Source organism: Streptomyces sp. NBC_01451 (assembly GCF_036227485.1).
Taxonomy (GTDB): domain Bacteria; phylum Actinomycetota; class Actinomycetes; order Streptomycetales; family Streptomycetaceae; genus Streptomyces.
In genome coordinates this window covers 9567356-9580571 of record NZ_CP109479.1, presented here as the reverse complement: position 1 = coordinate 9580571, position 13216 = coordinate 9567356, and the positions used below count along the sequence as shown (strand labels likewise).

11 protein-coding genes and 1 pseudogene are annotated in these 13216 nt (G+C 67.0%); 8 read left to right on the top strand and 4 right to left on the bottom strand.

What is annotated here, in order from left to right; genetic code table 11:
- Positions 1–18 precede the first annotated feature (18 nt).
- From OG595_RS42380 to OG595_RS42365, 4 genes are read left to right on the top strand one after another with little or no spacing between them, the layout of a single operon-like run.
- The gene (locus tag OG595_RS42380; RefSeq protein WP_329281757.1) at positions 19–873 is read left to right on the top strand and encodes a 3-hydroxyacyl-CoA dehydrogenase family protein; all 855 of its coding nucleotides are present in this window, start codon (positions 19–21) and stop codon (positions 871–873) included.
- A gap of 39 nt (positions 874–912) precedes the next feature.
- On the top strand, positions 913–1188 hold the full coding sequence (locus tag OG595_RS42375; protein ID WP_329281755.1) for an acyl carrier protein: 276 nt from the start codon (positions 913–915) through the stop codon (positions 1186–1188).
- Positions 1185–2294, top strand: a complete 1110-nt coding sequence (locus OG595_RS42370) for an acyl-CoA dehydrogenase family protein (RefSeq protein WP_329281754.1) — start codon at positions 1185–1187, stop codon at positions 2292–2294. The genes OG595_RS42375 and OG595_RS42370 overlap by 4 nt, the downstream gene beginning before the upstream one ends.
- Before the next feature lie 13 nt (positions 2295–2307).
- Positions 2308–3381, top strand: a complete 1074-nt coding sequence (locus OG595_RS42365) for an HAD-IIIC family phosphatase (protein WP_329281753.1) — start codon at positions 2308–2310, stop codon at positions 3379–3381.
- A 333-nt stretch (positions 3382–3714) separates the two neighbouring features.
- Here the strand turns inward: OG595_RS42365 and OG595_RS42360 are convergent, their stop codons facing one another.
- Positions 3715–4842: an NADAR family protein gene (locus OG595_RS42360; protein ID WP_329281751.1), complete on the bottom strand. Its 1128-nt coding sequence runs from the start codon at positions 4840–4842 to the stop codon at positions 3715–3717.
- A 364-nt stretch (positions 4843–5206) separates the two neighbouring features.
- On the opposite strand from OG595_RS42360, the gene OG595_RS42355 reads away from it, so the two are divergent.
- The 4 genes and pseudogenes from OG595_RS42355 to OG595_RS45540 all read left to right on the top strand — a co-directional run.
- Positions 5207–5470 (top strand): hypothetical protein, encoded by a 264-nt coding sequence (locus OG595_RS42355; RefSeq protein WP_329281750.1) that lies wholly within the window; start codon positions 5207–5209, stop codon positions 5468–5470.
- Between the two features lie 200 nt (positions 5471–5670).
- Positions 5671–7404, top strand: coding sequence for a 2-isopropylmalate synthase (locus tag OG595_RS42350; RefSeq protein ID WP_329281748.1), 1734 nt, complete (start codon positions 5671–5673; stop codon positions 7402–7404).
- Between the two features lie 52 nt (positions 7405–7456).
- On the top strand, positions 7457–10267 hold the full coding sequence (locus tag OG595_RS42345) for a helix-turn-helix transcriptional regulator (RefSeq protein ID WP_329281746.1): 2811 nt from the start codon (positions 7457–7459) through the stop codon (positions 10265–10267).
- Between the two features lie 470 nt (positions 10268–10737).
- Positions 10738–10833: pseudogene (locus tag OG595_RS45540) on the top strand (IS3 family transposase); the annotation flags it as partial.
- A gap of 53 nt (positions 10834–10886) precedes the next feature.
- On the opposite strand, the gene OG595_RS42340 reads toward OG595_RS45540, so the two are convergent.
- From OG595_RS42340 to OG595_RS42330, 3 genes are all read right to left on the bottom strand, one after another.
- Complete coding sequence (locus OG595_RS42340) at positions 10887–11033, bottom strand: hypothetical protein (RefSeq protein WP_329281744.1); 147 nt, start codon at positions 11031–11033, stop codon at positions 10887–10889.
- A gap of 188 nt (positions 11034–11221) precedes the next feature.
- Entirely contained in the window at positions 11222–12406 is a 1185-nt protein-coding gene (locus OG595_RS42335) for a 3-deoxy-7-phosphoheptulonate synthase (protein WP_329281742.1), read from the bottom strand.
- 34 nt (positions 12407–12440) lie between these two features.
- Positions 12441–12929, bottom strand: coding sequence for a PhzA/PhzB family protein (locus OG595_RS42330; RefSeq protein WP_329281741.1), 489 nt, complete (start codon positions 12927–12929; stop codon positions 12441–12443).
- Positions 12930–13216 lie beyond the last annotated feature (287 nt).

The following is a 13216-nucleotide window of genomic DNA, read 5'->3' as shown; positions in this document are numbered from 1 at the left end:
CTGAGAGGCTGACGTGACATGAACATAGAACCCGGTGAGCGCATCACCGTGGTCGGCGCGGGCGTCATGGGGGTCGGCATCGCCACCCTCGCGCTCTCCCGTGGCCTGCCCGTGCTGCTGATCGACGTGGACCCCGTTCGGCTAACGGATGCCCGCACCCGCATCGAGGACGAACTGCGGATAGCTCAGCTCTTGGGCGGACTGCGCGAGGACGCGGTGACCGGCCCGCTGGAGACGGCCACCACGACCGTCGGCGCCGGCGACGCCACCGTTGTCATCGAGGCCACCACCGAGGACCTCGAGATCAAGGCGAAGGTGCTGGCTGAGCTCTCCGCGACCGTACGCCCGGGCACACCGCTGGTCTCCAACACGTCGTCGATCCCGATCGACGAGCTGGCCGGGTACGCGCAGCGCCCGCACGAGGTCGTCGGCACCCACTTCATGAACCCGCCGTACCTGATCCGCACGGTCGAGGTCATCCGCGGGGCCCGCACCGGCGAGGACACCATGCTTTCGCTGAACCGATGCCTGGCCGCGCTGGGCAGGGAGCCGATCGTCGTCGCGGACGCCCCCGGGTTCGTCACCAGTCGCCTCCTGCACCCGATGATCAACGACGCGGCCCGCATCGTGCAGGAGGGCACCGCAAGCGCCGAGGCCGTCGACACCCTGATGGAGAACTGCCTCGGTCACCGCACCGGGCCGCTGCGCACCGCCGATCTCATCGGCATCGACAACCTCGTCGACTCGCTGAAGGTGCTGCACGAGCGCACCGGCGACGACGGCTGCCGCCCCTGCGACCTGCTGCTGGAGAAGGTCCGGCTGGGCCACCACGGCCGCAAGTCCGGACGCGGCTTCTACGAGTACGCCAACTGACCGGCCCACGACATAAGACGGAGAATTGTGATGGAAGCTATGGACAGCAAAGCAGTGCAGCACGACCTGGCCGACAGTGGTCAGGTGGAGAAGGACGTTCTGGCGTTCCTCAAGGCACAGACCAAGCGCTCCTGGGATCCACAGGTCGACCTGTTCGCCTCTGGTGGTCTGTCATCGCTGTTCGCCATGCAGATCGTTGTACACCTGGAGCAGACGTACCGGATCTCCATCCGGGGCGCCGACCTCCGCCTCGACAACTTCCGGACGGTCGCCAGCATGGTGGCGTTGGTACAGCGCCTGCAGGGTGCGCAGTGACCGACGCGCTGACCGCGGCCCGGACGATGGTCACCGGACTGGTGGGCGAGCAGGCGGAGGACTGGGACCGTAGCGGCGTGCTGCCCCGGGACCTGCTGACCAAGCTCGGCAGCGCCGGATACCTGTGCCCGCAGGTTCCGGCCGCACACGGGGGCCTGGACTGGGACAGCGCCCGCAACGGGCAGTTCACCGCACACGTCGGCAGCCTCTGCTCCTCGCTGCGCAGCGTCATGACCTCGCACGGCATGGCCGCCTGGACTGTCGACCGGCTCGGCACCGTCGGCCAGCGGGCCGCCCTGCTCGACCGGCTCACCGGCGGCGACCTCGCCGCGGTGGCGTTCAGCGAGCCCCGAGCCGGCAGCGACCTGTCGGCGATCACGACGCGCATCGTCCGCGACGGCGATTCCGTCGTCGTCACCGGAACCAAGACCTGGTCGACGGCCGCCGCGTACGCCGACCTCATCGTGGTCTTCGGCATTCTCGACGACGGCGGCGCGGGAGCGGTCGTAGTGCCCACCACCGCTCCCGGCGTACGGGTGGAACGGATTGGCGATCCGCTCGGCTGCCGCGCCGCTGGCCATGCCGACGTGCACCTGAGCGATGTGCGGGTCCCGGCGGAACACCTGCTGGGCGGCGGTGGGCAGTTCATGCCGCTGCTGATCACCACCGCCCTCGCGTACGGCCGGATGTCGGTGGCGTGGGGCTGTGTCGGCATCCTGCGTGCCTGCCTCACCGCCGCAGGAACGCATGCGCGCACCCGCGAACAGTTCGGCAAGCCGCTCGGTGGCCACCAGCTCGTCGCGGGACACCTGGCCGCTCTGCTCGTGGCCGAGCAGAACGCCACCCGCGCGTGTGAGCACGCCAGCCGCTGCTGGGACGAGGGTTCCCCGGACCAGGTGCTGGCCACGGTGCTGGCGAAACACGTCGGCGCCACCGAGGCGGCGCGCGGCGCCGCGATCGCCGTGCAGGTGCTGGCGTCCGCCGGCACCCGCGACGGGACTGCCGTGGCGCGCGCGTTCCGCGACGCGAAGTGCATGGAGATCATCGAGGGCAGCAACGAGATGTGTCAGCTCCTGCTGGCCGATCACGTGCTGGCCGACACGTGAGAGAAGGGCGGACATGAGCAGCACGGTGAAGTGCCTGGTCTGGGACCTCGACAACACCCTGTGGCAGGGCACGTTGCTGGAGGACGGCGTGGTGGTGGTCGATGACTCGATCCGCAAGATGGTCATCGATCTCGACTCCCGTGGCATCCTGCAGTCGGTGTGCAGCCGCAACGATCATGATCTCGCGTGGGCCAGACTCGAGGAGCTCGGCTTGGCGGAGTACTTCGTCCTGCCACAGATCGGCTGGGGACCCAAGTCCGAGGCGGTCCGTCGCATCGCCGACACGCTGAACTTCGCGCTGGGCACGATCGCGTTCATCGACGACCAGCCGGCTGAGCGCGCCGAGGTGGCATACCACCTGCCCGAAGTGGCCTGCTATCCGGCCGAAGCGGCCCTGACCCTGGCTGACCTGCCGGAGTTCACCCCCGCAACGAGCACGGTCGACTCCCGCCAGCGTCGACAGATGTACCAGGCCGGATTCCGGCGCGACACCGAGCGTGCCGGATACAGCGGCACGGACGAGGACTTCCTGCGCTCGCTCGGCCTGGTGTTGCGCATCGATCAGGCGACCGGCGAGCAGTTGAGCAGGGTCGAGGAACTCACGCTGCGCACCAGCCAGATGAACGCCACGGGCGTGCACTACTCGGACGAGACGCTGCGCGGACTGATGGACGATCGGTACCACGAGGTTCTCGTGGCGTCGCTGACCGACAAGTTCGGCCCGCACGGTGCCGTCGGGGTGATTCTCATCGAGAAGTACCCCGACGTTTGGCACCTACGACTGCTGGCCACCTCCTGCCGAGTCGTCTCGTTCGGCGCCGGTGCGGTGCTGCTCGCGTGGCTGGCGGACCAGGCGGCCCGCTCAGGAGTGCACTTCCTCGCCGATTTCCGCCCCACCGACCGCAACCGCATGATGGAGGTCGCCTACCGGTTCGCCGGTTTCGACGACGAGCCGTGCCACTGTCGGAGCATCCTGGCCGATCCCGATTCCCCGGACATCCAGCGGCTGCACGTGACACCGCAGACGTGGGACGGACCGACCACCATGCGCCTGGACGCCGCCGACCTGGCGCCTGCCGCTCGCTGAACCCGACCGTCCCTTCCGGTGCGACGGTCGTGCGCGGCCGCCGCCGGAAAGGGCGCGTCATCAGGCTCGGCGGCGTCTCCAGCAGTCCTTCGACTTTCACCGTGCGTGACTGATCAGGACGTCGACTGAGCGCTGGGTAGCCACCGAACTCATCGACTGCCACGTCCGGTTCAGGGTTGTCGCAGCCGGAGATCTTGGTGCCGGACGCGCGCACCGCACTGGCGGCGTCGGGTGTGCGCCCCATATCCGGACACTTTCATGATCGTCTGGTGCGGATTCACGCGGTCGTGCGTCACTCGACCGAGGCGATCGGTGCCGGCCTGCTGCGGTCGATCATTGCAGGATGTTCAGCTTGGCGGCGACGAGTTCGGAGCGGGTCAACTCCAGCAGTCGGCCCATCCAGTTCCGCCCTTCGAGCCCGCGTTGCCCCCAAAAGGTCGATCCGGGCTCGGTGTAGATCAATCGGGTGGCGCCTGTGGCCATCAGCGTCTCGGCGAACTCGGGGTGTTGCTGGAACTTCGCGCGCAGCAAGCGCGTCATGACGGCGACCCGAACCCGGGGCCAGTCCTCGCGCAGGGGAGAATCCTCGGCGAGCTTCTGTGCGTCATACGGCCGTTCTGCGCCGAGGATCTCGGCTTGTCGGTGTTCGTCGGCGACCGCCAGCGCCCAGTAGGCGTGCGCAATCGTGGGGTAGGTCCGGTTTCCCATGACGATCGGCGCGGGGAACTCGTTGCGCAGCACGAGGGTGCCGGGGTTCTCGGGCCAGCCGCGTGGGAAGACCGCCTGGTTGAGATGGACGCTGCTCTCGACCGGTTCAGTCGGGCCGTCGGCGGGTGTCTTCGTCTCGTACTGCTTCCGCAACTGCTCGCGCTCCGCGAAGTACTCCAAGGCGGAGGCGTACATCTCCTCGGTGACATCGACGGTGTTTCCGCCCCACAGCTCGATCTGCTTCTCCGGGCCGGTCACGATCACCATGAGGGGGAAGTCTTTGCGGTCCATGTCGCCCAGGGCGTATCTCCGCAGGTGTTCCGGGATGGCTTCGTAGGTTTTACGAACGGCGGTTCGGTTGGCCTCGGTCGGCTGCTCTCGGAAGACGTCGACAGCGGTGAGGCAGCGGCTGGTGGAGTCCGGACGGCCGTTGAGGTTGTCGATGTCGTCGCGGACCTCGCCGAGCAGCATCTCGGGGGTCAGCCAGGTCTTCGGCTCGGCGAACTTCCACGAGGCGAGGTGGTGGGCCGATGCCTGGGCGCCTTCGGGCAGATCGGTGGCGACCCATCCGGAGGCGAGCTTGCCGGCGAAACCCTCCAGGGTCTCCAGACCCCAGCAGTCGACCATTCCGTCGGCGTAGATCAGCAGGTCGGTGAGGAAGTAGTTCCCGGCGTTGCAGATGAAGGCGTGCCGCCAGGTGCCCTCAATACGCTCGCCGTCCACGTTCCGCCACGTCCGCTGTCGTATCGCCATGCGCGACAGGGTAGTTGTTCGCACTCCCACAAGATCGGAACTTTTCTGCTCGGGTCGTCCAGGCAGCTCAGCGTGGGGTTCGCCGAGTTCGTCCAGCAGGTTGCCTATGCGCTCGGCGAGGCGTTGGTGTCGTTCGACCTCACGGCCCCAGCCTCGCTCTTCGGCGTCGAGAGCCAGCTGTTCTTCGACACACAGCCGTTCGCGAAGCCGTGGCGCTTACTGCGGTGTGGTGACGAACTTGACGGCGAGACGATCGAGGTGTGGAGGGCCGAGCTGTGGCCGCAGGGAAAAGGACTGCGGCGGACCTGGCCGCCGGGGCGAGCCGAAGGCGTTCTCCTGGCGCCAGTACCGCGATCTGATCGTCATGACCCACATCCAGCTCGGCACCCCTGTGGTGTGGTGCTGGGACATCCTGAACGTGCGCCTGGTCAGGGAACCGGCCGACTTCGCCGCCACCGACCTCACGCACCTCACCCACATGATCAAGCGGAAGCTGAAGAAGATCCAGTACCGGCCCCACCTGGTCGATGGCTGTCTGCCGCCGGCCGGACTTCGCGAGTTCAACCTGAGCACCCGCGATAGAGCTGGAGGTGGAAGGGGCTACTACTCCTTTCGATACCGGTCGTGAGCCCTTTTGTAATCTTCGGTGGTACCACCGCATAGTTCGCCTTGTTCGCTGTTCAGGACCCTCGTTAGCGTGAGTGCCGGAAAGCCAAGCGGAATTCCCTCCCGGAGATCATTTCTCCGTCACCTACCGCATGCCACGCACCGGCATAGCCCTGGCTTTTCCACATATGTTCCGCGACGCGAAGACGAAAGGTCTATGCCATGCAGCATGTAGGCAACCACCGGCGTTATGGCGCGTTCACTCCGATCGTTCTCCGCGACCGTACCTGGCCGGACAAGGTCATCAGCGCGGCCCCGCGCTGGCTTTCAACGGATCTGCGCGACGGAAACCAGGCTTTGGCCAATCCCATGAGCCCGGCCCGGAAGCTGGCGATGTTCGACCTCTTGGTCGACATGGGCTACAAGGAGATCGAAGTCGGCTTTCCGGTGGCGAGCCAGGACGACCACGACTTCGTACGGGCGCTGATCGAGCAGGACCGAATCCCCGACAACGTCCGGATATCAGTGCTGGTACAGGCCCGTGAAGAGCTGATCCGCCGCACGGTGGAGAGTCTGCGGGGGGCGCGAAAGGCAACGGTCCACGTCTACAACGCGACAGCACCGCTGTTCCGCGAGGTGGTGTTCGGGATGAGCCGCGGAGAGGTCATGGACCTGGCCGTCCAAGGCACCTCGTGGACGATGAAGTACGCCGAGAGGACACTCGCCGACTGCGACCTGGGATTCCAGTACTCCCCCGAGCTCTTCAACGAGACCGAACCCGAGTTCGCGGTCGAGGTCTGCGAGGCGGTCATGGACGTCTGGCAGCCCGAGGAGGGACGGGAGATCGTCCTCAACTTCCCCTCCACCGTCGAGCGTTCGCTGCCGCATGTGTTCGCCGACCAGATCGAGTGGCTGGACCGCAATCTGTCCCGCCGGGAACACCGCTGCCTGTCCGTCCACCCGCACAACGACCGGGGCACCGGGGTGGCCGCGACAGAGATGGCCCTGCTGGCCGGCGCCCAGAGGGTGGAGGGCTGCCTGTTCGGCAGCGGAGAGCGGGCCGGCAACGTCTGCCTGGTCACCTTGGGCATGAACATGTTCACCCACGGAGTCGACCCGCACATCGACTTCTCCGACATCGACCACGTGCGGCGCACCGTCGAGTACTGCAACGAGATGCCCGTCTCGCCACGGCACCCATACGGCGGCGAACTGGTGTACACCGCCTTCTCCGGCTCTCACCAGGACGCCATCAAGAAGGGCTTCGACGCGCTGGAGCGCAAGGCCGCCGTCGCGGGTTCCCCCATCGACGGCCTCCCCTGGGAGATGCCCTACCTGCCCCTCGACCCCAAGGACGTGGGCCGCAGCTACGAGGCCGTGGTGCGCATCAACAGCCAGTCGGGGAAGGGCGGAATCGCTTACGTCATGAGCGCCTGGCACGGTATGAACCTTCCCCGAGAGCTGCGGGTCGAGTTTTCGCGGACGATCCAGTCGGTCAGTGACCGCACCGGCATGGAGGTCACTCCCGACCGTCTCAGGGAGCTCTTCGAGCAGGAGTACCTGACGGCCACCGACCAGACGCAGCCCCTCCGCCTGCGCCATGAGCCGCTGGTCACCACACTCTTCATCGACGGGGCCGAAAGCTGGAAGGTGCCCGCGGATCCGGGGACGCACACCGACACCTACGGGGATCTCACGGCGACGCTGGCGCCGTGGGGCATTGAGGTGAGCGCGGTGCACCGTACCAGCACGACCGATACCCGGACGGTGTGTGGGGACAGCGTCACGGTGTACGCACGGTGCAGCGTCGACGGCCGCGCCTTCTGGGGCTGCGGCATCAACAGTGACCCGCACGCTGCCGCCTTCTCCGCAGTCAGGGTCGCGGCCACCAGGGCGGGACAGATCCAGGCACCCAACACTCCTGCCCCCTCGGGTCTCCTGGCCGAGCGCCTGTAGTAACGCCGCTCCACTGCTCCCGGGCACGTCCCGAGAGGAAGGACGAACGAACATGTCGCTGGTCGAACGCGATGAGTTGCTGGATCTCCTGTCCGGGCTGATGGGCGACGCGATGCGGGGCCGGGGCCGGACCGCTCTGGTCGGCGGCGCGGTGGCCGTCGGCAAGAGCGCGCTCCTGGAGGCCTTCGCCGACGAAGCGGTAAAGGCCGAAGCCCTCACGCTGGTGGCGGCGGGGTCCGAGTCGGAGTCGGACATACACCTGGGCGTCATGGGACAACTGCTGCAGGACGCACCCCTGACAGCTGAGGAGCGACTGAAGACCGACGGGCTGTTCTTGGCCGAAGCGGGCGGCCGACCCGTGGCCCACGAGTCCTTGGTGGACCCGCGCACCGCTCAATCCCTGTGCGCGGCACTGCTCGCTCTGTCCGCGAGGCAGCCCCTCGCCATCGTCGTCGACGACGCACACCACGCCGACCAGGCGTCCCAGGCATGTCTGTCCTACCTCGTACGGCGCATACGCACCGCCCGCATCATGGTGTGCTTCGGCCACTCGGAACAGGCGCCGTACCGGCACACCGGATTTCGGCTGGAGTTGCTGCGCCGGCCCGGCAACCACAACATCCGGGTGCCCCTGCTCACGGGCGATGGTGTCGCGGCCATGGCCGCGTCCCGGCTGGGCAGTGCAGCCGCCGACCGGATCGCCGCCGACTCCTATGCCGTCAGCGGAGGCAATCCGTCACTCCTTGATGCCCTGCTCGCCGACCACCGGACCGCCACGTACACCGTCGCCGCCTCGGGAACGGCGCCCAGGGCTCATTCAGCCGACCTCGTGGTGGCCGACGGATACGGGCATGCCGTGGTCTCCTGTCTGCGCCGGGGCGGCCCTCGGACACTGGCAGTGGCTCGGGGCCTCGCCGTACTCGGTTCGTCCGACACGATCGAGCGACTGCTGGGTGTCGATGCCGAAAGCGTCGCCGAGACCTTGGGCGAGCTGACCACGGCCGGACTGCTCACCGCCGGGAACTTCCGTCATCCGGTGGCCAGGTCCGCCGTTCTCAGGGACATGGATTCTCACCAGCGGGCCGAACTGCATCAGGCAGCCGCAGCGCTGACCTATGGAGACGGAGCGCCCGCCACCGTCGTGGCCGAGCACCTGGTCGCCGCACCTCTCACTGCGGCGCCCTGGACCCTTCCGGTACTGGAGCAGGCCGCGGAACTGGCTCTGTCGGAGGGCCTGGTCGAGCGCGCCGTGGAATACCTCAAGCTCGCCTGCAGTGCCTGCTCGGACGAACGCCGGCTCGCCAGGCTCAGAACCGCACTGGTCAGAGCGGAATGGCGGGTGAATCCCGGCACGCCCGCTCCTCACCTCGCCGACCTCGTCGACTCGCAGCGCCAAGGTCACCTGCGCGGCGATGACGCCCTGATCCTGGCCAGGGCTCTGCTGTGGCACGGGCGGTTCGAAGACGCGCGGGACGTCCTCATCAGACTCGGCCAGGCCGATGCGGCGCGGGATCCTGAAACCGCGAGCGAACTGCGGACCACTCGCCCATGGCTGCACTCCTCGTACGCGCCATTCCTGGAGTACATGCCGGAAGCCGCCCCGGAACAGCACAGTCGGGATCTTCCGTCGTTCACGGCCGACCACCGGCTGGAGGCCGCCAACACCCTGGACTCGGTGCTCAGCACGGCGCCGTCCGAGCAGGTGCTGGCCCGCGCCGAGCGCGTACTGCGCAGAGCGCGGCTGGACGAGGCGGGCATGGACACCGTGGAATCCGCACTACTGGCGCTGACCTACGGAGAGCGCTCCAGCCGTGCGGCACCCTGGTGCGACGGACTCATCGAGGAAGCGGTCGCGCGCCAATCCCCAGGTCGTCAGGCCAGGTTGCTGAGCATCAGGGCCGAAATCAGCCTTCGTCAGGGGGACCTCGCCGGAGCAGAGCGGCATGCGCGGCAGGCGCTGCGGATCATCCCCGTGAGCAGCTGGGGGGTGCCCGTGGGATCAGCACTGGCCAGCCTTCTGCTGGCGCTGACAGCCATGGGCAAGTACGAGGAGGCGGCCGATCAGCTCGCCCGGCCCGCACCGGACACCATGCTGCAGAGCCGTTACGGCCTGCACTACCTCCATGCCAGAGGCCGCTACCAGCTCGACACAGGGAACCTGGACGCCGCGCTCAGCGACTTCCGGACCTGTGGTGACCTCATGGTCCGGTGGGGCCTGGACGCACCCGGATTCATTGCTTGGCGCAACGAGTCGGCGGAGGTCCTCGTACAGCACGGCAGTTCGGACGAGGCACGGCGGCTCCTTGAGGACCAGCTCGCCCTCTGTGGGACCACCACAGCACGCGCACGGGGAGCGGCACAGCGGATACTCGCGTCGACAGCCCCCCTGCGGCAGCGTCCCCCCCTGCTCAGGCAGGCCGTGGACCTGCTTCAGAACACCGGTGACCGCTACGAGCTGGCACGGGCACTGACGGACCTCACCCGGGTCTACTTCCACCTGGGGGAACTACGCCTCGCTCGCCTGGTCGGCCGACGCACGTGGGATCTTGTCCAGCAGTGCCAAGCGCACCCACTGGCCCTCACCTTGGAAACCTCCCTCGGCAAGGACATCTCCGTGGCCGAGGAGGAGCCGGTGGTCGCCGGAGCCGAGTCGGCGCTCAGTCAGGCTGAGCGGCGGGTCGTCGAGATGGCCGCCCGCGGTTGCACCAACCGGGAGATAGCCAAACGGCTGTACATCACCGTGAGCACCGTGGAGCAGCATCTGACCCGCGTCTACCGCAAGCTCAATGTCACCCGGGCCGAACTGTCCTCCGTACTACAGTTGAACCTTCCCTTTGATCGACACCTGGAGACTGGGACCTGAGGTTCCAGCGGAAGTAGCACCAGGTGGGAACCAAGTACACGAAGCGGTACACCGAAGAGTTCAAGCGGGACGCGATCACGCTCGTCGATCCCTAGGACAAAACGGTCACGGCGGTCGCCGGGAAACTCGGCATCAGCTCCGAGTCCCCGCGCGGCTGGTACCGCAGGGCGAAGGCGAACCGGGGCGAAGGCGCCCCCGGCGAAGTGAGCAGTGCCGAACACAAGGAGCTCAAGCGGCTGCGGTGGGAGAACCCCCGAGCAGCAGCAGACGATCGAGATCACCGCCGCCTTCTTCGCGAAGGAGAACGACCGGTGAGCGAGTTGCACCGGATCATCCATCCGGAGAAGGCGAACCACCCGATCGTTCTGCTGTGCCGGGGCACTGGACGTCGCCCGCTCCTCCTCCTACACGTGGCACGAGGGTGAGGCCGCCCGCCACGCCAGGCGGGCCGCCGACGACATGTCGCGCACGAGATCACGGTGCTGTACGTCGCCTCCCGCCGCATCTACGGTGTCCCGCGCATCCACGCCGAACTGCGGCATCCGGGGCAGCGGGTGAACCGCAAGCGCATCGGCCGCGACTTCCACGCCGAACTGGGCGTGGACGCCCCCGACATGACCTATGGCCGAAGGAATCTGGAGCCCGGCTGGGCGATACAGGCGACCGGGACGCCGAGTCCGAAGCAGCGGTCGCGCAGTCCCGCTGGGTTGCGGACCAGTTCCTGGCGCACGCCGTCGGGGAAGGGCTTGAGGAGGTATCGCTGCATGTCGTGGATCAAAAGGACGGACCGGTCGGGTTCGGCGTTCCAGGACACGACAGCCGGGAGGAAGTCCCATCGATGGGAACGAGCAGGAGGACATGGAGGGTATGCCATTCACGCGTCTGGTCCTGGCTTGATGCGCGTGTGCCTCGTGCACAGGGGAGCAGGGAGAAAGAGGCAGAGGAGCCGTCGGTTCAGGCGGTGCCGGCGGTCCAGGACGAGACCACGGCGAGAGCCTGTGACGGGTTGAGGCGGGGATCACAGAAGGATGTGTAGCGGTCCCCTACTGAGTCGAGATCGGCCTCGGTGAAGGCGCACTCGGTGACGTCGTCCGGCGTCGTCTCCAGGTGCAGTCCGCCGGCGACGCCGCCGCCGGCGCCCACGGCCTGGACGAAGCGGGAGACCTCCAGCGAGACGGTCTCCACGAGCCGTGTCTTGTAACCGCCGGGCGCGGTAACGGTGTTGCCGTGCACGGGGTCGCTGAGCCAGACGACGGGGTGACCTGCGCCGTGTACGGCTTCCACGAGGCGGGGCAGCCGGTCGCTGACGGCGTTGGCTCCCATTCGTGCGATGAGGGTGAGCCTCCCGGGGTCGCGCCACGGGTCGAGCTTCTCGCACAGGGCGAGCAGTTCGTCGGGCTCCATGGTGGGGCCGACCTTGCACGCCACGGGGTTGCTCACCTCGGCGAGCAGGGCAACGTGGGCGCCGTCGACCTGGCGGGTGCGCTCGCCGATCCACGGCCAGTGGGTCGAACCCAGGAACATCCGGCCCTTGTCGTCCATGCGCAGCATGGGTATCTCGTAGTCGAGCAGCAGCGCCTCGTGGCTGGTCCATACCAGCGGCTCCACCACCTCGCGCCCTGCGGCGCGGTCGCCCCAGCCCAGGTGCTCGACGATGTCACAGGCGGCCATGTAGCCGGTGAGGATGCGCAGTGGATCGGGCCGGCGCCTTTCGGCGTCGGGCTCTGGGCCGTTGACCATGTGTCCCCGGAAGACGGGGATTTCGGCGCCGTCGATCACTTCGGTGGGCCTGGAACGGGGCTTGGCGAACTGCCCCGCAATACGCCCTGCCCGCAGGACGGTCTTACCGGTGATCAGGCCGAGCGACCCGGCGAGCAGGTCGAGCAGCGCGATCTTCCGTGCGACATGGTGGCGTGTGCATTCCCGTGGGTCCTCGGCGCAGTCACCGGACTGCAGCACCATGGCTTCGCCGAGTGCCACCCTGCCCAGCAGAGTCCGCAGCGTGGCCAGGTCGTCGGCCTGTATGAGAGTGGGGCGTGTGGCGAGTGCCTCGCCTACCCGGCCGGCCTGTGAAAGGTCGCTCCATTCGGGTTGCTGCAATGCCCCGCGTATACGAATCTCCCGCTTCACGTCTTCCAAGACGTACTCCGATCCAGCGGTTTTGTTGTACCTGTCAGGCCGGTATTCCGGTGCGCTTGATTTCTGGAACCGGAATACCTAGAGCCCGCAACTGCTGGAACGGGTTCATGAACTCCCGCTCCCGCTTGATCTTGCCGTTCTCCAGCTCGAACGAGTGCAGGAAGTGATTCTCGTAGTACCCCTCCGGGTAGTCACCGAAGAGAATCTTTCCGCGTCCGTCGCACTCCACCCAGAAATGGTTGGGGTCCTGGGTCTCGAAGATCTGGACGTTGTACCACTCCCAGTCCGGGAAACACTTCAGCGACCAGACGGCGTGTTCGGCCAGCCGGTCCCTGCCCTGGGTGGCGACGGGTTCACCGGTGTCAGTGGTCCACAGACCGCCGATGCCGTCCTCAGTGAACAGCTCGTACCGACACAGCCGGTCCTGACCCTTGGTATTCATGTAGCGCTCGACGGTGGCGCGGTTGACGCGACGCAGCTCGACCTCGTCGCTGAATCCCTGAGAATTGACGGATTCAGACACAACATTCTCCCTTCATATGATTTGCATGACTGATTGAATCGATAGCATCAAGTAATCACCGAAAACCCCCGCCGCGCGAGGCATACTTTCACGACGGTGACCCTTGAATCGCATGTGAAATGTCGGCGACAATATCTCGCTGCGATCTGCTCTAATCTTTGTCGCAGACCGGGAAATAGGTTGATCGTGAGGACTTTCAGTGCGTTCCCTGATCGGGTGATGCAGCGATCCGCTCCCTCAATCCATAGTGCGGGCGTGGACATTGACGCGGTTCATGCGGCCGACCG

What these genes read in the sequence shown, in the direction of transcription:
- OG595_RS42380 (WP_329281757.1), top strand. Translation starts at nt 19, where the DNA reads ATGAACATAGAACCCGGTGAGCGCATCACCGTGGTCGGCGCGGGCGTC.
- OG595_RS42375 (WP_329281755.1), top strand. Translation starts at nt 913, where the DNA reads ATGGACAGCAAAGCAGTGCAGCACGACCTGGCCGACAGTGGTCAGGTG.
- OG595_RS42365 (WP_329281753.1), top strand. Translation starts at nt 2,308, where the DNA reads ATGAGCAGCACGGTGAAGTGCCTGGTCTGGGACCTCGACAACACCCTG.
- OG595_RS42360 (WP_329281751.1), bottom strand. Translation starts at nt 4,842, where the DNA reads ATGGCGATACGACAGCGGACGTGGCGGAACGTGGACGGCGAGCGTATT.
- OG595_RS42355 (WP_329281750.1), top strand. Translation starts at nt 5,207, where the DNA reads ATGACCCACATCCAGCTCGGCACCCCTGTGGTGTGGTGCTGGGACATC.
- OG595_RS42350 (WP_329281748.1), top strand. Translation starts at nt 5,671, where the DNA reads ATGCAGCATGTAGGCAACCACCGGCGTTATGGCGCGTTCACTCCGATC.
- OG595_RS42345 (WP_329281746.1), top strand. Translation starts at nt 7,457, where the DNA reads ATGTCGCTGGTCGAACGCGATGAGTTGCTGGATCTCCTGTCCGGGCTG.
- OG595_RS42340 (WP_329281744.1), bottom strand. Translation starts at nt 11,033, where the DNA reads ATGCAGCGATACCTCCTCAAGCCCTTCCCCGACGGCGTGCGCCAGGAA.